We start from the raw sequence: 22,373 nt of genomic DNA on the forward strand, positions 1-22,373 counted from the left end.
AGATAATACGCCAATGACAACGCGCGATTACGCCTGCGAAAAGATGGGCTTTATGCCATATCGTTATACACATCTTTCTAACGCACTGTTTAATCAATGAGTTACGGGTTTATCTCAGAGTGGCATTTTGAACCTCAAAAAGCCAATGGGATGGCTTGAATGCCTTAATTCACGGGGTTCTGAGCATCCTGTTCAAAAAATGGCCAAAAGATGTGTATAACGATATGGCTTTATGCACCGACGGCGCTAGAATAGCCTTTTCAGGATGAAGAAAAATATAGTTTTATTTCAATAAATTATTTTTAAAACTACCTTTGGAGGTGAAAACCATGCTGAGTGTCATTCCCGTATTGATATTTGTTGCACTGGTTATTGTATGGTCAGGGATCAAGATCGTGCCGCAAGGCTATCAGTGGACAGTAGAACGTTTTGGCCGCTACACCAAGACACTGATGCCGGGGTTAAACCTGGTGGTACCGTTCATGGATCGCATTGGTCGCAAAATCAATATGATGGAGCAGGTACTTGAGATTCCCTCCCAGGAAGTGATTTCCAAAGACAACGCCAACGTGACGATTGATGCCATCTGCTTTATTCAGGTAGTGGAAGCGGCACGTGCGGCTTATGAGGTCAGTTCACTCGAATTGGCGATCAAAAACCTGACCATGACCAACATCCGTACCGTACTGGGTTCTATGGAACTGGATGAAATGCTGTCGCAGCGTGACAGCATCAACACCCGCCTGCTGCATATTGTCGATGAAGCCACTGGCCCGTGGGGCATAAAAATCACCCGTATTGAGATCCGCGATGTGCGCCCACCCGCCGAACTGATCGCCTCGATGAACGCCCAGATGAAAGCCGAACGAACCAAACGTGCCGACATTCTTGAAGCGGAAGGGGTGCGTCAGGCTGCCATTCTTAAAGCGGAAGGTGAAAAGCAGTCGCAAATTTTAAAAGCTGAAGGGGAGCGTCAATCCGCGTTCCTGGAAGCAGAAGCTCGTGAAAGAGCCGCAGAAGCAGAAGCACGCGCCACCCAGATGGTCTCTGATGCTATTGACTCCGGTAATATTCAGGCCATCAACTACTTTGTGGCACAAAAATATACCGATGTATTGAAAGAGATTGGTTCTGCCGACAACAGCAAAGTTATCATGATGCCCCTGGATGCCAGCAATCTGATGGGCTCTATTGGCGGTATCGCCGAGTTGATTAAAGATAGCGGAAACGCCCGGAGCCAGAATGGACGTTGAACTGCTGGCTGAGAATGCCCACTGGGTGTGGCTCTCGCTCGGTGGTCTACTACTGGCGGCTGAGATGCTTGGGGCCAGCGGTTATTTACTGTGGAGCTGCGTGTCTGCCGTTATCATTGGTTTGTTAACCTGGGTATTACCGCTGCCTTGGGCGTGGCAGGGAACGTTATTTGCCGTGCTGACCATCATCATCGCGCTGCTATGGTGGTACTGGCTGCGTAGCCGTTCACGCCGGATAGCAGATGCCACACTGCTGAACCAACGCAGTCGGCAACGGATAGGAGTGCGTGCCACTATCACCGAAGCGGTTGAGGATGGCTTTGTTGAATAAATCAGAACTTGTAACGACTGTGCCCCATATCGTTATACACATCTTTCTAACGCACTGTTTAATCAATGAGTTACGGGTTTATCTCAGAGTGGCATTTTGAACCTCAAAAAGCCAATGGGATGGCTTGAATGCCTTAATTCACGGGGTTCTGAGCATCCTGTTCAAAAAATGGCCAAAAGATGTGTATAACGATATGACTGTGCCCCAGGTCGATTGTTACGTGATGCGAATACTGTTCGGCATTTCTAATAGCGTGATCCGGTTAAGCGCTTTGACCATCGCCATGGCTTCACCCACCTGAGCATCGTAGTCACGCAGACTTAGATGACCACCCAGAAGCGTTTTGAACCGGAACATGGCCGTTTCAGCCACTGAGCGTCGGTGATAGCCCACTTTCTTTTTCCAGGTATCGTTGCTGCCGCTCAGGCGCTGATTTGCAACAGCGTGGTTACGCTCGTGGTAGTGGTCCGGCCAATATTGCGCCCCCCTTCGCGGCGGGATAAGCGGCCTTATTTTCTTCCTCAGCAGAGCATCATGGCAGTAACCTGTATCGTAAGCGCCGTCAGCCGATGCCTCTCTGATTTTCCGGTGGGTCTGGTTTATCAGTGCCGGTAGAGCCTGGGCATCAGTCGTACCACTGAGCGACAAATCCGCACAGATAATCTCATGCGTCGCACTGTCTACTGCCAGATGCAGCTTACGCCACACCCTGCGTCTGTCGGCACCATGCTGCCGGACTTTCCATTCGCCTTCGCCAAAGACCTTCAGGCCGGTTCCATCAATGACCAGATGTGAGATTTCACCACGGGTTGGCGTTTTTATGCTGATGTTCACTGTCTTTGCTCGCTTGCTGAGCAGCGAATAGTCTGGACAATGCAGCGACAATTTAATCAGTTTAAAAATCGAGTCAACAAAACCCTGTAAAGCCCTCAATGAATCTATGGTCACCCCCATTTTTGCAACACTGATCTTTGATTAATGGTGGGCTTGCTTAAATCTATCCGGCGTCTTTATGGCCAAGGATGCCCGCGCCACGATGAGTTTCGCACCTGATATTCCTAAAAAGGCCATCGGCTTCATTGAGCCATTTTCATTTTTTGGTTTTATATCAGGCCGTCAGGCCGTTCATGTCATCAATAATCAGTCTTCGCAAAACCAGATGGGTAACTTCGTTAAATTGCTGACTGTTAGACCAGCATTACTGTTCAAACACGGTATTTCGTGTCGTTATTGCCCAAGCTATTCGAGCTAATTTATTTGCTAATGCACAGCACACAACGCAAGAATGTTTCCTGCCCAACTGAGACCTTACCCAATCAGCTAATCTCCCTGATTGATGGTCAATTCTTAGGATAAATACCCGCGCACATTGAACAAGCAATCGGCGAAGGTTTTTATCTCCACGCTTGCTAATACCCAGCAGAGTATTCTTCCCTCCAGTACTGTATTGGCGGGGTACAAGACCGGTGGAAGCGGCAAAATTACGACTGTTTTCATATTGCTTGCCATCGCCTAACTGTGATGACAAAACGCTGGCTGTTATCGGTCCAACACCAGGGATGGTCATTAAATGCTGGCCAGTTTCATCTAGAGAGAGTGCCTGCCCAAGTTCTCTTTCGAGCTCTGCTATCTGCCCAACCAAATATTGGTAATGATCGTGTAATCGAAGCAGCAACTGTGCCAGATAAGGTGGCAAGTCATTATCAGCCAGAACAGCTGAAAGCCTTTTGATTACCGCAATACCTTTCGGCATGCTGAGACCAAACTCCAGTAAAAAAGCATGCATTTGGTTAGTCGTTTTAACGTTGTCTCTGACCAACGACTCCCTGACGCGATGTGATCTTGACCCACCATCTCCGGACAGCTTTTGTATCTTAAGTTAACGATGCCCGCTGGCGCCGATATTCTCTTGGGGAGTTGTATCCCAGCGCACTGTGCGGATGGTTTTCATTGTAATGATTGAACGCCGCTGCAAGATTCTTCAGCGCTGTTCGCACATCGGGTTTTGGCATGAAGGCGATGTAATCTTCCTTCATCGTCTTCACGAACCGTTCTGCCATGCCGTTACTATGTGGACGGCTCACTGCTGTTGTGCAGGGCTCCAGATTCAGTTCTCTGGCGAACTTCCGCGTTTCATGCGCTGTGTACGCTGAACCATTATCCGTCAGCCATTGCACTGGTTTATCCGGCAGCGCGCTACCGAAGCGTTTTTCCACCGACCTCAGCATCACATCCTGCACGGTTGAACTGTCATAACCCCTGGTGCTCGCTGCCCAGTCTATGGCCTCCCGGTCGCAGCAGTCCAGTGCGAACGTCACCCGCAGCTTCTCGCCGTTGTCACAACCGAACTCGAAGCCATCTGAGCACCAGCGCATATCGCTCTCTGCTACCGCGATTTTGCCTTTATGCTCCCGCTTCGGACGTTCAGTTTTATCATGCAACAACAGCAGGTTATGCTCGCTCATTATCCTGTAAAGCCGTTTGGCGTTCACCGGTGGAAATCCCTCTGCACGACGTTGCTTACGCAGGATACCCCACACTCGGCGGTAACCGTAACTGGGCATGTCGCTGATGATACGGAGGATGTCCGATAATATCTCAGCATCAGCTTCGTCATTACGCCGGTTGCTGCGCCTGTCCAGCCAGTCGGCAGAACGGTTAACCCGCAGTGACAGCTGCGCACGCGACACGCTCATGGCGCGGCTGACCAGAGCTATTCCCCGTCCTTTGGCAACAAGGGCGCGTGCGCTATCCATTTTCGCGACTGGCGGTACTCCACTGCTTCTTTGAGGATCTCAACTTCCATCGTCTTCTTACCCAGAAGGCGCTGTAGCTCCCGGACCTGCTTGAGGGCAGTCGCCAGCGCCGAAGCTGGAACCACTTCTTCTCCGGCCGCAACGGCGGTGAGGCTTCCTTCCTGGTATTGCTTCTTCCACTTAAACAAAAGGCTGGGCTGGATGCCATGCAGGCGGGCTACATGGGAGACGTTCATCCCCGGCTCCATTGTCTGCTGAATGATGGCGATTTTCTCTTGCGGAGTTTTACGCTTACGGACTTCTTGCCCTAACAGGATCCCGGTCATTTCAAAATTAGCATGATTGTTAGACATATATCTAAGCCTATCTCTTATCTGGAGATACAGCTACTGTCTGGTGTTACAGGGGGCTACATCACTCCCTGACGCGATGCAAGGCTCGCATAGCCTGCTGAGCCTCAGTTCTTGGCTGCACAAACCGCATGGAAGGGCGTGATCCGGCTTCGCATATTGCTTCGGCATCAACGAAATCGTTCTTGTTGCTCTTGACAAAAGGGCGGACAAACTGCGGAGAGATCAACTTTACTTCATGCCCCAGCTCACTGATCCGACGAGCCATAAAATGGGCACCGGCGCAGGCTTCCATTACAACGGTAGTAGGTGTACACGTAGCCAGAAACTCGATGAGTTTGGTGCGGGTAAACTTTTTCCGCAGTAATGCCTTGCCTGATTTATCCTGACAATGAATGTGAAAAGAATGTTTGCCGAGATCGATACCAATAAGCGTGACGTTTTGCATGATGGCCTTCTCCATAAAGAAACACCCTGTCAGCGTACCGCTCACAGGGTGGGGGTGTGTAGTGGTCAACTAATATTGGCCACCGCATTAGACTGTATGTAGAACAGTCGCTCAGATTCGTTTGGAGTTAAGCCGCCGTTATACCAGTGAGGCCGGATAGCGCTGTAATACCCCGTGATGTAGCGGATAATCGCGTCCTGGGCTTCGCTGAAGCTGTTGTAACCCTTTGTCGGCACCCATTCTGTCTTCAGGCTGCGGAAGAACCGCTCCATTGGCGCATTATCCCAGCAGTTACCCCGCCGACTCATACTCTGCTTTATCCGGCAGCGCCACAGGGCTTGCCGGTATTGACGGCTGGTATAGTGGCTGCCCTGGTCGCTGTGGAACATGACTCCTGTTGGTTGTCCCCGGAGTTCCCAGGCCATCTGCAACGCTTTAACTGTCAGCGCCGAGTCCGGCGACGTCGACATGGCCCAGCCCACCGGTTTGCGGGCGAACAGATCTAGCACCACCGCAAGGTAAGCCCAGCATTTGCCCGTCCAGATGTAGGTCACATCGCCGCACCAGACCTGATCCGGCGCGGTAACCGCGAACTGGCGGTTGAGATAGTTCGGTATTTCAACGTGTTCATTGCCGCCGCGTTTGTATTTGTGAGCCGGTCGCTGGCAGCTGGCGATACCCAGCTCCTTCATCAGCTTGCCAGCCAGCCAGTGCCCCATTTTGACACCGGAGCTGCCGGTGACGATGGTCGCGATACTTCGAGCGCCGGCAGAGCCGCCGCTGGCGTTCCAGGCTTCCATGACGCGGCTACACTTAACCACGCGCTCACCGTCGGGTTCATTAGCGGAAGCCTGCCAGTGCCTGTAGCTGCTGCGATGTACCTCAAAAGTTTGGCACAACGCCGTGACCGGGTATCGCGCCCTCAGCCTGTCGACTACCGTGAACCGTTGAGTGAGTCCGACATTAAGAGCGCCGTAGCCTTTTTTAGGATTTCGTTCTCCATTTCAAGGCATTGGACTTTTTTCTTCATCTCACGCAGCTCGAGCTGTTCAGGGGTAAGAGGAAGTCCCGTTGGCGTTTTTCCCTGTCGTTCAAGGCGAAGCTTATTGACCCAGCGACTAATGGCAGAATGGCTGACATTAACCGCCTCTGCGGCCTTAACGTATGTGTAGCCGTGGTCGACAACCAGCTTTGCGGCTTCGAGCTTAAATTCCGCCGTAAAATGTTTACCCATGAGGTCACCTGTCGTGTTGATGAGGTGAGCATATCACCTCCGATCAGGTGGCCAGTATCAGTGTGCCACTACAGTGACCATCTCATTAGGCCAAACACGCGTTTCATCATCAGGACTGTGGTGATGGCCATATCTGAGTAGTGGAGCGGTCGTCCACGCCGTTCAGTAGTCGTTTTTTCCGTCCATGCAGCAATGGCTGATTCATCTAGCCATACGGTTAGAGAACCGCGCTGCTTGAGGGCATTGTTATAGGAGGGCCAGTTAGTGATTTTAAAATTTTGTTTTGCCATGGAGACCTGATGTTGAAACAACTATGGTGATCTGATCCGATGATTACCCAAACTTTCTATTTATTCAACAAAGCCGTTGAGGATGGCATCGGCCGTGCCAGAATCGGTGACAGCACCTGGCGGATCAAAACCGATGAAGCTCTGCCCGTCGGCACTACCGTAGAAGTGATTGCCGTTGACGGCATTACGCTACACGTCCGTGCCCTCAAGGTTTAACCGCCCTTCCCGACTATCCCCAACAGTAACACGGTTGGGGATTTTTCATCCTTATGGAAGTATCCTCGCGCGGCACAAGCGGTTAGCATGAGCGTTTGTGGTTGATGGAGATAAATCATGACGTTACTGCGCCAACTGGCCACGTGGTTGGGATTAATTTCCCCGGTCGCCTATGCCTACCCCGCACTGGATGTTTCGCTGACAAACGGCGGACGCCTGCATTTGGTGGGCAGTATCCATATGGGCAGCGAAGCCATGTCTCCGTTGCCGGAGGTGTTGCTGCAACAATTGCAGCAGTCTACTGCACTGGTGGTAGAAGCCGATATCTCCGATATGGGTTCGCCGTTGCAGGAAGAGTACGAGCCAATTCCACTGGCGGAGCGCCTGGATCCAGAACGCTATCAGCTTTTCCAGCAGCACAGTGAGGCACTGGCACTTAACCTGAACCGCTTTGAGCATTTGCCCGCCTGGCACGCGGCGCTGACGCTCCAGGCGATGCAAGCGCAATCGCTCGGCCTACGTCCTCACTATGGCATCGATTATCAATTGATTCAGGCCGCCAAAGCGGCAAACATTCCGGTGATTGAACTTGAAGGTCAGCAAGAACAGCTCGCCATGCTGCGACAATTGCCGCAGGGGGGTGTAGCATTACTGGAAGATACGCTGGATCACTGGCACGTTAATGCGCGTCTGCTTCAGGTGATGACCGGCTGGTGGCTGGAAGGACCGCCAGCAAAATCCGCTGCCGCTATGCCGGCGACGTTCAGCCACGCCTTGTCCGAGGTATTGATGCGTCAACGTAATACCCGCTGGCGCGATCAGTTACAAGCACTGCCGAGCGGACATTATGTCGTGGCTGTCGGTGCGTTGCATCTGTACGGCGACAATAGCCTGCCTTCCCTGCTACAACATGTTAATGCAAAGCAATAACGACGGGATTGATTAAGGAACGAGCACCATGACACCCGCAGTAAAACTTCTGGAAAAAAATAAGATCGCTTTCCAACTTCACAGCTACGACCATGATCCAAACGAAACCAATTTTGGCGAAGAAGCCGCGCGTAAGCTGGGGTTGAATAAAGAGCAGGTGTACAAAACCCTGCTGGTATCGCTGAACGGCGATGCCAAACACTTAGCCGTTGCCATCACCCCAGTCTCCGGGCAGTTGGATTTAAAGAAGGTGGCGCGAGCCTTTAGTGCCAAAAAAGCGGATATGGCCGACCCTATGCTGGCTCAGCGGGTTACGGGCTATCTGGTAGGCGGTATCAGCCCGTTAGGACAGAAAAAATTGCTGCCAACCGCCATCGATGAACCGGCGCAGCTCTTCCCGGTGATTTACGTTTCCGGTGGCAAGCGCGGACTGGATATCGGGCTTGCGCCCACCGATTTGGCGAAACTGCTGAAAGCGTCATTTAGTGATATTGCCAAACGGGATTAATTTTTTGATGTTGTATGGCGTGAAAAATAACGCTGAGGTACACGAGACCACCGGTTGAGCGGCAGGATCCCGCGCAAGTCAGCGCCGCGTCTGACAAAAATGCCGAGAGCATTTTTGAACGCTGCTAGCAGCGGCCCCACCAGGGCGAGTCTCATGGATGAGACGAGTTTTCCACGAAAAGCTTGGCTCGAATTTATGGGAGATGTGTCATCGTAATCAAGTGTGGCCAACGCCTCCACAGCGTGAAGTATGAAGCGTAAAAGAAGCTGATGGCAGAGGACTCCACGGCCAGTGTGTCCCCTGCCACCGCTTCAGAACGGGTAATTAATCGATCTTAGCCCCTTTTTCAACCAACAACGTCGGCCCTTGCTTCACGTTGAGGGTTAAGCCTTTGGTTTGCACTTCAGCGTTACGCACGCGGATCCCTTGATCGGCATCGATACGCACGTTGTCAAAATGGAAACCGCTCAAGGGTGCTTCGGGTACACCAATGATGTACGCAGCAGCTTTGCTTTTGCCGGCTGATTCCAGGTTTTCGATCGTCACATTGCTAAAATGCGGCGTCTTATATTTATCAAACGGCTGTTTGGCATCGGTATCTGGCGGGTAAATTTGTTCACCCATGGTGAAACCGCCTTCTGCCAGCAGTTTGTCCACTTCGGCTTGCACAATGGGAGCCGCCTTGTAGTAGCCAGCAAACACCAGAGGAATATCGACATCAACCATTTTGGTGTTGCGATAAGTGATGTTTTTCACCTCACCGCCTTTACCGCGCAGCGTCTTGATACGAATACCGTACATCGAACCTTCGAACTGGTTATTTTCCACCAGCACATTGTTCACGCCGCCGGAGGTTTCGCTGCCGATAGAAATACCGCGCCCTTGACGCAATACGTTGTTCGCAATGTAGATATTGTCGACGACGCCTTCAGGGAAACGCTCATTGGGCTTCTCGGCTTTGATGGCAATATGGTCGTCGTTACAGTCGATAAAGTTATTGGTGATACGAATGTTCTGGCTGTCGATAGGATCGATGGCATCGGTGTTCGGTGCGTGCCAAGGCGACAGAATTTTTGTGTTGTTGACGTTAACGTCATGCGCGTAGCGCATCACCACGTGGAAACTCGGTGAGTGCGTCAGGGTAACGCCATCCACCAGCACGTTGCTGGAACAAGTAATGTAGATCAAACTCGGACGATCGGTGCCCCCCTTCTTACCCGTGGCACGAATATTGGCACGCCAGCGCTCCCACCACACGGCACCTTGACCATCAATGGTACCTTCACCGGTGATAGCGACGTTCTTGGCATCAGCAACGCTGATAAACGGCAACCAGCCATTTTCCGCCTCAGCGTATTTGGTCTGCTCCGTAGCACGATAGGCTGCTTCTTCAGTCGAAGCCACAATGGTGGCGTTCTTCGCCAGGTTCAGACGCACATTGCTTTTCAGGAACAGTGGGTTGACCAGATAGTTACCTTCCGGCACCAGCACCGTACCGCCGCCTGCGGCCGCACAATCATCGATAGCGCGTTGGAATGAATCCGTATTCAGTGCAATTTGCAAGCGATGACCTTCCGCGCCATATTGCGTGACATCGCACACTTTGCCATTATCTGTAAAAGTGACAACGGCAGGTAGGGCTGCGGCACCCGCCTGAGAACTGACCGCAATACATGCGCCAAGCAATGACAAAACAAACCCCTTCTTCATTCCAAAACCCTATATTGAAAATATGTTTTAATAAAATATCAAAGTCTTTTCAAAAAGACAACAACAGATCACGTTTGTGATGCTGAGCGCGCTAAAAATGTTATCGCTAACATTTAACTGTTACGTCCATCACAAAAGAGCAATCCTCAATTGATGAGCGATGGAAATAAAAAAAGAGGGCTTACCTATCTGTAAGCCCTCTTTAATGTTAGCGCGACCATTTCATCAACGGTATTGGATTTCGCCTTTTGGCGCATAGGCCGCTGCATCAAGCGGTGAATGCTGCTCGATATACTGCTTCAGTACCTCGGCATCAACAAAACCGGTGTTGACGTAGGTCGGCAATCCATCCAGACGCGGATAACCATCACCGCCCATCGCATTGAAGTTCAGCGTGGCCATACGGTAGGTTTTATCCGCCTGCAACGGTTCACCCTTGATTTTCACATCCTGAACACATTGTCCATCGGCCACCAGGCTGACGTTCAGGAACTGGGCGTAGGCACCGGAATCCACTTTCTTGTTCGCCACCGCAGCCAGGTATTTCTCAACCTCGCTGCCTTTCATATCGACATAAACCAAGGTATTGGCGAACGGTTGTACTTTCAGCACCGTTTTATAGGTGATATCACCGGGCTGAATGGAATCGCGTATCCCACCACCGCTCATCACGGCAAAATCGGCATTGGCACGTTCGCGCTGGGCGGATAACAGCAGATGTCCCAGATTGGTTTGATAGAAGCGCACCTGTTTGCGATCGCCATCCAGCGTGCCATTGACGCTTCCCACCTTCACATCCAGCTGTGCCTGACCTTTTTCCTGGAACGGCGTCAGCATTTTCACCACGCCATCATCCTGTTTGATCTCCTGGGTATAATAGACGCGTTCGGTGCCGCCACCGGTCTTCTCCACCTTTTTCTTCAGGTTGACCGGAATAAGTTGGTAATGGGCCAGCGTCAGCGCGCCATTTTTGAACGTGAAATCAGCGCGCCCAACATATTTACCCCATTAGTGAGCCTGCACGATCCAGGTACCATTTTGCCGATCCGGCGCACAGGGTGTACCCGGTACATAATCTACCTGCTTCTTGTTTTCACTCGCGATACAGACCGGGTCCTGTGAGTGACCACCCACAATCATGTCCAGATAGCCTGCCGGCAGGCTACGCGCCATTTAGACATCCCCTGGCGCATTGGAGCCGTGCTGACCATCGTCATAGTGTCCCATATGGGTTGCAGCGATAATCACGTCGGGCTTTTCGGTGCGACGCAGTTGATCGACCACCGATTTCACTTCCGTCGACGGCCTGCGAAACTCGATATCGGTGAAAAATTCCGGATTACCTAATTTTGCTGTGTGATCTTGACCCACCATCTCCGGACAGCTTTTGTCTCTTAAGTTAACGATGCCCGCTGGCGCCGATATTCTCTTGGGGAGTTGTATCCCAGCGCACTGTGCGGATGGTTTTCATTGTAATGATTGAACGCCGCTGCAAGGTTCTTCAGCGCTGTTCGCACATCGGGTTTTGGCATGAAGGCGATGTAATCTTCCTTCATCGTCTTCACGAACCGTTCTGCCATGCCGTTACTCTGTGGACTGCTCACTGCTGTTGTTCAGGGCTCCAGATTCAGTTCTCTGGCGAACTTCCGCGTTTCATGCGCTGTGTACGCTGAACCATTATCCGTCAGCCATTGCACTGGTTTATCCGGCAGCGCGCTACCGAAGCGTTTTTCCACCGACCTCAGCATCACATCCTGCACGGTTGAACTGTCATAACCCCTGGTGCTCGCTGCCCAGTCTATGGCCTCCCGGTCGCAGCAGTCCAGTGCGAACGTCACCCGCAGCTTCTCGCCGTTGTCACAACCGAACTCGAAGCCATCTGAGCACCAGCGCATATCGCTCTCTGCTACCGCGATTTTGCCTTTATGCTCCCGCTTCGGACGTTCAGTTTTATCATGCAACAACAGCAGGTTATGCTCGCTCATTATCCTGTAAAGCCGTTTGGCGTTCACCGGTGGAAGTCCCTCTGCACGACGTTGCTTACGCAGGATACCCCACACTCGGCGGTAACCGTAACTGGGCATGTCGCTGATGATACGGAGGATGTCCGATAATATCTCAGCATCAGCTTCGTCATTACGCCGGTTGCTGCGCCTGTCCAGCCAGTCGGCAGAACGGTTAACCCGCAGTGACAGCTGCGCACGCGACACGCTCATGGCGCGGCTGACCAGAGCTATTCCCCGTCCTTTGGCAACAAGGGCGCGTGCGCTATCCATTTTCGCGACTGGCGGTACTCCACTGCTTCTTTGAGGATCTCAACTTCCATCGTCTTCTTACCCAGAAGGCGCTGTAGCTCCCGGACCTGCTTGAGGGCAGTCGCCAGCGCCGAAGCTGGAACCACTTCTTCTGCGGCCGCAACGGCGGTGAGGCTTCCTTCCTGGTATTGCTTCTTCCACTTAAACAAAAGGCTGGGCTGGATGCCATGCAGGCGGGCTACATGGGAGACGTTCATCCCCGGCTCCATTGTCTGCTGAATGATGGCGATTTTCTCTTGCGGAGTTTTACGCTTACGGACTTCTTGCCCTAACAGGATCCCGGTCATTTCAAAATTAGCATGATTGTTAGACATATATCTAAGCCTATCTCTTATCTGGAGATACAGCTACTGTCTGGTGTTACAGGGGGCTACATCACCTAATTTTGCTGTGTCATCAGTGGTCAAACCGATAACCGCAATCTTAATACCTTGCTTATCAAACAGCGCATAGGGTTTGAACAGACGCTGTTGTGTACTCTTTTGATAGATGTTGGCGGACAGCAACGGGAATGTTGCCCACTTCTCCTGCTGGCGCAGTACCGAGAGCGGATTATCAAACTCATGGTTGCCAAGCGCCATGGCATCATAGCCCACCATATTCATGCCGCGAAAATCGGGCTCTGCATCCTGCAAGTCAGATTCAGGCACCCCGGTGTTGATATCCCCGCCGGACAGCAGCAGCACGCTGCCGCCTTTAGCGGCCACTTCCTGACGAATCTGATCCACCAGCGTTTTTTGCGCTGCCAACCCATATTCGCCGTATTCGTTATGCCAGAAATGGCCGTGGTGATCGTTGGTGTGGAGGATGGTGATGTCATAGGTTTTATCTTTTTCCCACGCCAACGCCCCTGCCGAGGTAAAAACCAGCGACATCGCAATAGCACGTCCTAACGCTTTCGTTGCAAAACGCATGGAAATTCTCCGTTAAATAAACAACTCTTGTTAAAATAATGCGATAGCAGCCCTCTGCCTATCCTGGTCTTAGTCAGGTACGCGCAGATTGAGATCTCCCTCCAGAATAGCGCACTTTTACTCAACGCTCGATTTCATTTGCATCCTGTGACCTGTATCACAAGAAAAACCGGCATTGCGCGCATGAATCACAAGAGAAAGCTGATGAAAATGCGGCATAACAGACATGAGAAAGTATCTTCATGAGAGCAATAACGTTGGTTTATCAATGCTTATCTGACGAAAGCATCATGAAATCTATGTTAGACTTAGATTCAATGAGTAAACGAAGATTTTTACTAGAATACCCTCATTTTCCCAAGCAGGATTTCTTCAAATGAAATAGAATTTGTTCAAGAAGTCTGCTCATGAACGTTTTTCAACAATGGTAAAAGGAGTCGGGATGCATGCAACCACACCACTAATATCCACCATTGCCGTAGGGCTGGTCCTCGCGTTCTTGCTGGGGATTCTGGCCAATCGACTACGCATATCCCCTTTAGTCGGCTATCTGGTCGCAGGGGTTCTGGTGGGGCCGTTTACCCCAGGTTTTGTCGCGGATACCGCGTTAGCACCTGAATTGGCTGAACTTGGGGTTATTCTGCTGATGTTTGGTGTCGGCCTGCATTTCTCGCTTAAAGATCTCATGACGGTGAAATCCATCGCTATTCCCGGTGCCATTGCACAAATCGCCGTTGCCACGATGCTAGGGATGGGCCTTTCCACCCTGCTCGGCTGGAGTCTGGCAAGCGGATTGGTGTTTGGGCTGTGCTTATCCACTGCCAGTACCGTAGTGCTGCTGCGCGCATTAGAAGAACGGCAACTGATTGACAGCCAGCGCGGAAAAATCGCCATTGGCTGGTTGATCGTAGAAGATTTGGCGATGGTGTTGACGCTGGTATTGCTGCCCGCGTTCCGTGACATGATAGGCGCTGAGCATGCTGATACCGGTAAGCTGATTCGCGACCTGGCTTGGACCATCGGCAAAGTGGTTGCTTTTATCACGCTGATGATTGTGGTGGGCCGTCGCCTAGTGCCTTGGGTGTTGGCAAAAAGCGCCGCTACCGGCTCACGGGAACTGTTCACCCTCGCCGTATTGGCGATGGCTCTCGGCATCGCTTTCGGTGCCGTGAAGCTGTTTGATGTTTCATTCGCGCTGGGAGCCTTCTTTGCGGGTGTGGTGCTGAACGAATCAGAACTCAGTCAACGCGCCGCCCACGATACACTGCCACTGCGTGACGCCTTCGCCGTACTGTTTTTTGTTTCGGTGGGCATGCTGTTCGATCCGATGATTCTGGTGAACGAACCGATGGCCGTCATCATTACGTTGGCCATTATCGTGTTCGGTAAATCAGCGGCCGCTTTTGTACTGGTACGGCTGTTCGGCCACTCCAAACGTACCGCACTGACTATCTCGACCAGCCTGGCGCAAATTGGCGAGTTCGCCTTTATCTTGGCGGGCCTTGGCGTTGTGCTCGGTCTCTTGTCTGAGCAAGGGCGCAATCTGGTGCTGGCAGGGGCGATTCTGTCGATTATGATCAACCCGTTGCTTTTTACTCTGCTGGAACGCTATTTGGAGAAAACAGAGACCATTGATGAGCAGATCGTGGAAGAAGCCATCGAAGAAGAGAAGCAAATTCCGGTTGATATGTGTAATCACGCCCTATTGGTCGGTTATGGCCGTGTTGGCAGCCTGATCGGTGCCAAGCTGCATCAGGAAGGCATTCCTATTGTGGTCATCGAGAATTCGCGTGCGCGGGTAGATGCTCTGCGCGAGCAAGGCATCAAGGCCGTACTGGGGAACGCGACTAAAGTGGAAATCATGGAGTTGGCTCGATTGGATTGCGCCCGCTGGCTGCTGCTGACCATTCCTAACGGCTATGAGGCAGGAGAAATTGTTGCGGCAGCGCGTGAAAAACGCCCGGATCTGGAGATCATTGCGCGCGCACATTATGACGATGAAGTCAGCTATATCACCGAACACGGTGCCAATCAAGTGGTGATGGGTGAACGCGAAATCGCCAACAGCATGATTACCCTGCTACAGCTTGAGCAGGTAAAAGCTGAAGAACTAAAAGAGTGCCCGATTTGATACCAATGCGCAGCGGTAACCCCGCTGCGCTCTTTTAGCAGTACTGTTTTAACTACTCGTCACGCACCAGCGCTTCGAACAAATCAATGTGCCGCGCATCATCATTTAACGCCGGAATATAAGCAAACTGTTTACCGCCAGCATGCAGGAAAATCTCCCGGTTCTGTTCCTGAATTTCTTCCAACGTTTCCAGACAATCGGCTGCAAACCCAGGGCAAATAACCTGAATGCGTTTGATCCCCTGCGCAGGTAATCCCTTTAATGTTTCATCCGTATAAGGGGTGAGCCAAGGTTCACGGCCAAAACGTGATTGGAATGTCATTTGCGCCTGTTCCGGTGCCAGCCCCAATGCAGCGATCAGCGCCTGTGCCGTCGCCTGACAGCGCAGAGGATAGTCATCCCCCTCCGTAACATAACGCACCGGAATGCCATGGAACGATATCACTAAGCGGTCTGGCACGCCGTGCAGTGCAAATGACGCTTCCACACGCTGCTTTAGCGCATCGATATAGACCGGGTGCGTCGCATAGTCGCGGATGAAACGGATACCGGGCACCTGGCGGCGCGTGCGCAGTGCATCGGCCAGCCCATCCCATACCGCACCGGTGGTAGAGCAGGAGTATTGCGGATAGAGCGGCAGCACCACCAGTTGAGTGACACCTTGCGACAACAGGCTATCCAGCGCCGACAGCAAGCTCGGCGAACCATAGCTCATGCCAAGCGCCACCGGAATATCGTCGCCTAAACGGGCGGAGAGCGCGCATTCCTGACGTCGACTGAATGCCAACAGCGGAGAACCGTCAACCGTCCAGATAGACTGATAGAGTTTGGCGACACGGGGAGAACGAAAAGGCAGGATCACGCCATTCAACAGCGGCCACCAGAGCCAGCGCGGCGTATCTACGACGCGTTTATCACTAAGAAACTGTGCCAGATAGCGTTTCAACGCCTGCGGCGTCGGGGCTTCGGGCGTCCCCAGATTCACTATCAGTACGCCCAATTTTTGTTGACTCATCGTCTGCCCTCATAAAAGGCTGCCTGTCGTATACATGTCGTACACCTAGCAGCGGTTATCGTTACCAGCGCTGAGTGTAGCGAAAATGTTGCCCGGACGGGATAGGGAAAACGATGTTATTACCGATACTTGCCATCGAAAGGATAGATAGCGCCATGGGTGAGCACAGGCGTATCGGCCGGGTTCTCTTTCAGGTAGAAGTGCCATGTAGAGTTTGTTAAGCTGCAAATAAGGTATTAAAAAACAGGGTTTCATGTTCAGCCAAGGATGCATAAAGAACAATGACAATAATTGAGTCAGTGAAAACTGTAATTGAATTTTTTCTGGCAATACTGTCTGTTTTATCGTTATTCAAAGATCCATCAATATTTTATTATTTGAATGATAACAAAGCAGCGGTAGCTGTCTCATTGTTACTTTATGTGGCGATCACCACCGCCTATTACCGCGTCAAAAAGTGAAAACCAGGAAAGTGGTCTATTACGTCAATATGCATGATGTTTATCATTGGCTGTTTTGCACTCTTTTATGATCCTTACCCTGCCCCGTCATTGCTCACGATCTCCGGTTTTTACAAAGAGAAAGATGGGCAATACGTCAACAATGCGACAGATGAAAACGCTAAAAAATTAATAACGGCGATTTGTAGTGGTCAACTAATATTGGCCACCGCATTAGACTGTATGTAGAACAGTCGCTCAGATTCGTTTGGAGTTAAGCCGCCGTTATACCAGTGAGGCCGGATAGCGCTGTAATACCCCGTGATGTAGCGGATAATCGCGTCCTGGGCTTCGCTGAAGCTGTTGTAACCCTTTGTCGGCACCCATTCTGTCTTCAGGCTGCGGAAGAACCGCTCCATTGGCGCATTATCCCAGCAGTTACCCCGCCGACTCATACTCTGCTTTATCCGGCAGCGCCACAGGGCTTGCCGGTATTGACGGCTGGTATAGTGGCTGCCCTGGTCGCTGTGGAACATGACTCCTGTTGGTTGTCCCCGGAGTTCCCAGGCCATCTGCAACGCTTTAACTGTCAGCGCCGAGTCCGGCGACGTCGACATGGCCCAGCCCACCGGTTTGCGGGCGAACAGATCTAGCACCACCGCAAGGTAAGCCCAGCATTTGCCCGTCCAGATGTAGGTCACATCGCCGCACCAGACCTGATCCGGCGCGGTAACCGCGAACTGGCGGTTGAGATAGTTCGGTATTTCAACGTGTTCATTGCCGCCGCGTTTGTATTTGTGAGCCGGTCGCTGGCAGCTGGCGATACCCAGCTCCTTCATCAGCTTGCCAGCCAGCCAGCGCCCCATTTTGACACCAGAGCTGCCGGTGACGATGGTCGCGATACTTCGAGCGCCGGCAGAGCCGCCGCTGGCGTTCCAGGCTTCCATGACGCGACTACACTTAACCACGCGCTCACCGTCGGGTTCATTAGCGGAAGCCTGCCAGTGCCTGTAGCTGCTGCGATGTACCTCAAAAGTTTGGCACAACGCCGTGACCGGGTATCGCGCCCTCAGCCTGTCGACTACCGTGAACCGTTGAGTGAGTCCGACATTAAGAGCGCCGTAGCCTTTTTTAGGATTTCGTTCTCCATTTCAAGGCATTGGACTTTTTTCTTCATCTCACGCAGCTCGAGCTGTTCAGGGGTAAGAGGAAGTCCCGTTGGCGTTTTTCCCTGTCGTTCAAGGCGAAGCTTATTGACCCAGCGACTAATGGCAGAATGGCTGACATTAACCGCCTCTGCGGCCTTAACGTATGTGTAGCCGTGGTCGACAACCAGCTTTGCGGCTTCGAGCTTAAATTCCGCCGTAAAATGTTTACCCATGAGGTCACCTGTCGTGTTGATGAGGTGAGCATATCACCTCCGATCAGGTGGCCAGTATCAGTGTGCCACTACACACCCAGGATGCCCTTTCCGAGGTACACTACGCGATAAAAGCAGAGTACGGCTTTGTTGAATAAATAGAAAGTTTGGGTAATCATCGGATCAGATCACCATAGTTGTTTCAACATCAGGTCTCCATGGCAAAACAAAATTTTAAAATCACTAACTGGCCCTCCTATAACAAGGTCCTCAAGCAGCGCGGTTCTCTAACCGTATGGCTAGATGAATCAGCCATTGCTGCATGGACGGAAAAAACGACTACTGAACGGCGTGGACGACCGCTCCACTACTCAGATATGGCCATCACCACAGTCCTGATGATGAAACGCGTGTTTGGCCTAATGAGATGGTCACCCCCACCCTGTGAGCGGTACGCTGACAGGGTGTTTCTTTATGGAGAAGGCCATCATGCAAAACGTCACGCTTATTGGTATCGATCTCGGCAAACATTCTTTTCACATTCATTGTCAGGATAAATCAGGCAAGGCATTACTGCGGAAAAAGTTTACCCGCACCAAACTCATCGAGTTTCTGGCTACGTGTACACCTACTACCGTTGTAATGGAAGCCTGCGCCGGTGCCCATTTTATGGCTCGTCGGATCAGTGAGCTGGGGCATGAAGTAAAGTTGATCTCTCCGCAGTTTGTCCGCCCTTTTGTCAAGAGCAACAAGAACGATTTCGTTGATGCCGAAGCAATATGCGAAGCCGGATCACGCCCTTCCATGCGGTTTGTGCAGCCAAGAACTGAGGCTCAGCAGGCTATGCGAGCCTTGCATCGCGTCAGAGAGTCGTTGGTCAGAGACAACGTTAAAACGACTAACCAAATGCATGCTTTTTTACTGGAGTTTGGTCTCAGCATGCCGAAAGGTATTGCGGTAATCAAAAGGCTTTCAGCTGTTCTGGCTGATAATGACTTGCCACCTTATCTGGCACAGTTGCTGCTTCGATTACACGATCATTACCAATATTTGGTTGGGCAGATAGCAGAGCTCGAAAGAGAACTTGGGCAGGCACTCTCTCTAGATGAAACTGGCCAGCATTTAATGACCATCCCTGGTGTTGGACCGATAACAGCCAGCGTTTTGTCATCACAGTTAGGCGATGGCAAGCAATATGAAAACAGTCGTAATTTTGCCGCTTCCACCGGTCTTGTACCCCGCCAATACAGTACTGGAGGGAAGAATACTCTGCTGGGTATTAGCAAGCGTGGAGATAAAAACCTTCGCCGATTGCTTGTTCAATGTGCGCGGGTATTTATCCTAAGAATTGACCATCAATCAGGGAGATTAGCTGATTGGGTAAGGTCTCAGTTCACCTCGTTATACACAAGTCCGCAACGCCTTATATGCCAAGGGTTAGCGGGCTGAAATAGGCAGCCGGTGGGGTTGTAAATGAAGTGAAACCGACGTGTACTATCGCCATTTACGGCGCTGAAAAATGACACGGGATTCAGATGGCTGGGCACACCAAGAACTGGAAGGGGTAAATCTTGGTGACACGAGGCTCAATAAGCGTGCCAAAGGGCTTTTGATACGGCTGGCTGAGAATCCGCAAGCCAGCATTCCGCATGCGTGCCTCGGATGGTCTGAGACGCTGGGTGCTTACCGCTTCATGGAGAACCAAGCATTCGAATGGCGAGACATTCTGCAACCTCACTGGCAGCGTACGCAGGAAAGGATCCGAGAACACGAGGTTGTGCTGTGTATCCAAGACACTACCGAGCTTGACTTCAACGGGCAGCAAATCCAAGGCTTGGGTCCCTTGAACTACGAAGCCAGGCGTGGTCTGTACCTGCATCCGACCTACGCGGTCAGTCCGGATCGCGTGGGGTTGGGCGTACTGGATGCGTGGATGTGGGCAAGAGAGCCGAAGGATGCAGACGGAAAACGCGATGGGCTCAAGGAGAGTACGCGCTGGCTCGAGGGATACGAGCGAGTTGCTGAACTCGCCTCGGAGTTGCCAAACACACGTCTGGTGTACTTAGCCGATCGCGAAGCGGATATCAAGGCGTTGATGCAGCTCGCTGATGACCTTGGCACTCCGGCTGACTGGTTGATCCGCTCGACTCATAATCGCAGTCTGGACTGTAATGAGAAGCTTTGGCAGAAGGTTGGAAAGACCGTGCCGGTGGGATAAATCCAATTCGTTATGGCGGCTCGCGCGGGGCAGAAGGCGCGTACGGTGAAACAGGCGCTGCGCGTGAAGCGAGTGTCGCTGCGTTGCGGGTTGGCAGTGACTTGTGTGATAGCCAAGGAAATTGAGCCGCCAGCAGGCGTGAAGCCGGTCGAGTGGCGGTTGCTGAGCAATCGCGTACCTGAAGGACGAGAAGATATCGTGGAGCTGATCGACTGGTATCGGGCTAGATGGGAAATCGAGATGTTCTTCAATGTGCTGAAGAACGGCTGCTGTGTCGAAGCGTTACAGTTATCGACCGTGGATCGCATTGAGCGGGCATTGGCGCTGTTCATGATCGTGGCATGGCGCATCGCCTATTTAATGCGTATGGGACGAACCTGTCCAGAGCTGGACGCAATGTTGTTCTTTGATTCCGACGAGACTCATGGCGCTTACCTACTGATGAACAAGCGTATGCCCAAGGGCCGCCCTAAGCTAAACGAAGTATTGCGCTTAGTTGCGCAACTGGGAGGCTTTCTTGCTCGAAAAGGCGACGGTGAACCAGGCGCAAAAACTATCTGGAAAGGCTTGCAGAAAGTCATGACGGCCGCCGAAACGCTACGCGCGCTCAGGCACGAACAGAGATGTGTATAACGAGGTGGTCTCAGTTTGTAGTGGCACACTGATACTGGCCACCTGATCGGAGGTGATATGCTCACCTCATCAACACGACAGGTGACCTCATGGGTAAACATTTTACGGCGGAATTTAAGCTCGAAGCCGCAAAGCTGGTTGTCGACCACGGCTACACATACGTTAAGGCCGCAGAGGCGGTTAATGTCAGCCATTCTGCCATTAGTCGCTGGGTCAATAAGCTTCGCCTTGAACGACAGGGAAAAACGCCAACGGGACTTCCTCTTACCCCTGAACAGCTCGAGCTGCGTGAGATGAAGAAAAAAGTCCAATGCCTTGAAATGGAGAACGAAATCCTAAAAAAGGCTACGGCGCTCTTAATGTCGGACTCACTCAACGGTTCACGGTAGTCGACAGGCTGAGGGCGCGATACCCGGTCACGGCGTTGTGCCAAACTTTTGAGGTACATCGCAGCAGCTACAGGCACTGGCAGGCTTCCGCTAATGAACCCGACGGTGAGCGCGTGGTTAAGTGTAGTCGCGTCATGGAAGCCTGGAACGCCAGCGGCGGCTCTGCCGGCGCTCGAAGTATCGCGACCATCGTCACCGGCAGCTCTGGTGTCAAAATGGGGCGCTGGCTGGCAAGCTGATGAAGGAGCTGGGTATCGCCAGCTGCCAGCGACCGGCTCACAAATACAAACGCGGCGGCAATGAACACGTTGAAATACCGAACTATCTCAACCGCCAGTTCGCGGTTACCGCGCCGGATCAGGTCTGGTGCGGCGATGTGACCTACATCTGGACGGGCAAATGCTGGGCTTACCTTGCGGTGGTGCTAGACCTGTTCGCCCGCAAACCGGTGGGCTGGGCCATGTCGACATCGCCGGACTCGGCGCTGACAGTTAAAGCGTTGCAGATGGCCTGGGAACTCCGGGGACAACCAACAGGAGTCATGTTCCACAGCGACCAGGGCAGCCACTATACCAGCCGTCAATACCGGCAAGCCCTGTGGCGCTGCCGGATAAAGCAGAGTATGAGTCGGCGGGGTAACTGCTGGGATAATGCGCCAATGGAGCGGTTCTTCCGCAGCCTGAAGACAGAATGGGTGCCGACAAAGGGTTACAACAGCTTCAGCGAAGCCCAGGACGCGATTATCCGCTACATCACGGGGTATTACAGCGCTATCCGGCCTCACTGGTATAACGGCGGCTTAACTCCAAACGAATCTGAGCGACTGTTCTACATACAGTCTAATGCGGTGGCCAATATTAGGCTGTGTCCCTTAATTGCATAACTTCTTGTAAAAGAGGCGGATGCAGCCCAGTTTAACCCATATCGTTATA

Annotated in this window: 12 protein-coding genes and 11 pseudogenes; 11 read left to right on the top strand and 12 right to left on the bottom strand. The window is 52.1% G+C overall.

What is annotated here, in order from left to right:
* Positions 1-329: 329 nt before the first annotated feature.
* Positions 330-1,253, top strand: a complete 924-nt coding sequence (locus ACWWJF_RS27070; protein WP_455871433.1) for an SPFH domain-containing protein — start codon at positions 330-332, stop codon at positions 1,251-1,253.
* Positions 1,243-1,575: pseudogene (locus ACWWJF_RS27075) on the top strand (NfeD family protein); the annotation flags it as partial. The gene ACWWJF_RS27070 and the pseudogene ACWWJF_RS27075, both read left to right, overlap by 11 nt.
* A 225-nt stretch (positions 1,576-1,800) precedes the next feature.
* Here the strand turns inward: ACWWJF_RS27075 and ACWWJF_RS27080 are convergent.
* Positions 1,801-2,517, bottom strand: a pseudogene (locus ACWWJF_RS27080) (IS5 family transposase); the annotation flags it as partial.
* Between the two features lie 79 nt (positions 2,518-2,596).
* Between ACWWJF_RS27080 and ACWWJF_RS27085 the strand changes: the two are divergent.
* Entirely contained in the window at positions 2,597-2,836 is a 240-nt protein-coding gene (locus ACWWJF_RS27085; RefSeq protein ID WP_455868475.1) for a hypothetical protein, read from the top strand.
* Here the strand turns inward: ACWWJF_RS27085 and ACWWJF_RS27090 are convergent.
* The 5 genes and pseudogenes from ACWWJF_RS27090 to ACWWJF_RS27110 all read right to left on the bottom strand — a co-directional run.
* Positions 2,783-3,421, bottom strand: a pseudogene (locus tag ACWWJF_RS27090) (IS110 family RNA-guided transposase); the annotation flags it as partial. The gene ACWWJF_RS27085 and the pseudogene ACWWJF_RS27090 overlap by 54 nt on opposite strands.
* A 37-nt stretch (positions 3,422-3,458) precedes the next feature.
* Positions 3,459-4,666 (bottom strand): IS3 family transposase gene (locus tag ACWWJF_RS27095; protein WP_455871500.1). Its coding sequence is split into 2 segments (ribosomal slippage): positions 3,459-4,345 and positions 4,345-4,666, totalling 1,209 coding nucleotides; the frame shifts between segments, so codons are not numbered across the junction.
* A 91-nt stretch (positions 4,667-4,757) separates the two neighbouring features.
* Positions 4,758-5,138 (bottom strand): annotated as a pseudogene (locus ACWWJF_RS27100) (IS110 family RNA-guided transposase); the annotation flags it as partial.
* Between the two features lie 65 nt (positions 5,139-5,203).
* Positions 5,204-6,372, bottom strand: a protein-coding gene (locus ACWWJF_RS27105) for an IS3 family transposase (protein ID WP_455870461.1) whose coding sequence is annotated in 2 segments (ribosomal slippage) — positions 5,204-6,117 and positions 6,117-6,372 — 1,170 coding nt in all. Because the reading frame shifts where the segments join, the coding sequence is not laid out codon by codon here.
* Between the two features lie 86 nt (positions 6,373-6,458).
* Positions 6,459-6,662: pseudogene (locus ACWWJF_RS27110) on the bottom strand (transposase); the annotation flags it as partial.
* A gap of 39 nt (positions 6,663-6,701) precedes the next feature.
* On the opposite strand from ACWWJF_RS27110, the gene ACWWJF_RS27115 reads away from it, so the two are divergent.
* The 3 genes from ACWWJF_RS27115 to ybaK all read left to right on the top strand — a co-directional run bounded on the left by ACWWJF_RS27115 (position 6,702) and on the right by ybaK (position 8,316).
* Positions 6,702-6,878 carry an NfeD family protein gene (locus tag ACWWJF_RS27115; RefSeq protein ID WP_455871434.1) on the top strand — a complete coding sequence of 59 codons (177 nt, stop codon included), beginning with the start codon at positions 6,702-6,704 and terminating at the stop codon, positions 6,876-6,878.
* Between the two features lie 114 nt (positions 6,879-6,992).
* Positions 6,993-7,808, top strand: coding sequence for a TraB/GumN family protein (locus ACWWJF_RS27120; RefSeq protein WP_455871501.1), 816 nt, complete (start codon positions 6,993-6,995; stop codon positions 7,806-7,808).
* Positions 7,809-7,836: 28 nt separating this feature from the next.
* Complete coding sequence (gene ybaK, locus ACWWJF_RS27125) at positions 7,837-8,316, top strand: Cys-tRNA(Pro)/Cys-tRNA(Cys) deacylase YbaK (protein ID WP_455871435.1); 480 nt, start codon at positions 7,837-7,839, stop codon at positions 8,314-8,316.
* A 324-nt stretch (positions 8,317-8,640) separates the two neighbouring features.
* Here the strand turns inward: ybaK and ACWWJF_RS27130 are convergent, their stop codons facing one another.
* The 4 genes and pseudogenes from ACWWJF_RS27130 to ACWWJF_RS27145 all read right to left on the bottom strand — a co-directional run.
* Positions 8,641-10,026: a glycoside hydrolase family 28 protein gene (locus ACWWJF_RS27130; protein WP_455871436.1), complete on the bottom strand. Its 1,386-nt coding sequence runs from the start codon at positions 10,024-10,026 to the stop codon at positions 8,641-8,643.
* A gap of 225 nt (positions 10,027-10,251) precedes the next feature.
* Positions 10,252-11,388, bottom strand: a pseudogene (gene ushA / locus ACWWJF_RS27135) (bifunctional UDP-sugar hydrolase/5'-nucleotidase UshA); the annotation flags it as partial.
* 32 nt (positions 11,389-11,420) lie between these two features.
* Positions 11,421-12,628: pseudogene (locus ACWWJF_RS27140) on the bottom strand (IS3 family transposase).
* Between the two features lie 87 nt (positions 12,629-12,715).
* Positions 12,716-13,255: pseudogene (locus ACWWJF_RS27145) on the bottom strand (metallophosphoesterase); the annotation flags it as partial.
* 442 nt (positions 13,256-13,697) lie between these two features.
* On the opposite strand from ACWWJF_RS27145, the gene ybaL reads away from it, so the two are divergent.
* Entirely contained in the window at positions 13,698-15,386 is a 1,689-nt protein-coding gene (gene ybaL / locus ACWWJF_RS27150; RefSeq protein WP_455871437.1) for a YbaL family putative K(+) efflux transporter, read from the top strand.
* Between the two features lie 52 nt (positions 15,387-15,438).
* Here the strand turns inward: ybaL and hemH are convergent, their stop codons facing one another.
* The gene (gene hemH, locus ACWWJF_RS27155) at positions 15,439-16,401 is read right to left on the bottom strand and encodes a ferrochelatase (RefSeq protein WP_455871438.1); all 963 of its coding nucleotides are present in this window, start codon (positions 16,399-16,401) and stop codon (positions 15,439-15,441) included.
* Positions 16,402-17,053: 652 nt separating this feature from the next.
* Positions 17,054-18,222, bottom strand: a protein-coding gene (locus ACWWJF_RS27160) for an IS3 family transposase (protein ID WP_455868400.1) whose coding sequence is annotated in 2 segments (ribosomal slippage) — positions 17,054-17,967 and positions 17,967-18,222 — 1,170 coding nt in all. Because the reading frame shifts where the segments join, the coding sequence is not laid out codon by codon here.
* A 197-nt stretch (positions 18,223-18,419) separates the two neighbouring features.
* Between ACWWJF_RS27160 and ACWWJF_RS27165 the strand changes: the two are divergent.
* From ACWWJF_RS27165 to ACWWJF_RS27180, 4 genes and pseudogenes are all read left to right on the top strand, one after another.
* Positions 18,420-18,623: pseudogene (locus tag ACWWJF_RS27165) on the top strand (transposase); the annotation flags it as partial.
* Positions 18,624-18,690: 67 nt separating this feature from the next.
* Positions 18,691-19,650: an IS110 family RNA-guided transposase gene (locus tag ACWWJF_RS27170; RefSeq protein ID WP_455871502.1), complete on the top strand. Its 960-nt coding sequence runs from the start codon at positions 18,691-18,693 to the stop codon at positions 19,648-19,650.
* A 70-nt stretch (positions 19,651-19,720) separates the two neighbouring features.
* Positions 19,721-21,052, top strand: a pseudogene (locus tag ACWWJF_RS27175) (IS4 family transposase).
* 89 nt (positions 21,053-21,141) lie between these two features.
* A pseudogene (locus tag ACWWJF_RS27180) lies at positions 21,142-22,324 on the top strand (IS3 family transposase).
* Positions 22,325-22,373: the final 49 nt, after the last annotated feature.

The organism is Symbiopectobacterium sp. Eva_TO, from assembly GCF_053848865.1.

Bases quoted from the DNA above. Each gene is read 5' to 3' on its own strand.
- ACWWJF_RS27085 (WP_455868475.1), top strand. From the start codon at position 2,597: ATGGCCAAGGATGCCCGCGCCACGATGAGTTTCGCACCTGATATTCCT.
- hemH (WP_455871438.1), bottom strand. From the start codon at position 16,401: ATGAGTCAACAAAAATTGGGCGTACTGATAGTGAATCTGGGGACGCCC.
- ACWWJF_RS27070 (WP_455871433.1), top strand. From the start codon at position 330: ATGCTGAGTGTCATTCCCGTATTGATATTTGTTGCACTGGTTATTGTA.
- ybaK (WP_455871435.1), top strand. From the start codon at position 7,837: ATGACACCCGCAGTAAAACTTCTGGAAAAAAATAAGATCGCTTTCCAA.
- ACWWJF_RS27115 (WP_455871434.1), top strand. From the start codon at position 6,702: ATGATTACCCAAACTTTCTATTTATTCAACAAAGCCGTTGAGGATGGC.
- ybaL (WP_455871437.1), top strand. From the start codon at position 13,698: ATGCATGCAACCACACCACTAATATCCACCATTGCCGTAGGGCTGGTC.
- ACWWJF_RS27130 (WP_455871436.1), bottom strand. From the start codon at position 10,026: ATGAAGAAGGGGTTTGTTTTGTCATTGCTTGGCGCATGTATTGCGGTC.
- ACWWJF_RS27170 (WP_455871502.1), top strand. From the start codon at position 18,691: ATGCAAAACGTCACGCTTATTGGTATCGATCTCGGCAAACATTCTTTT.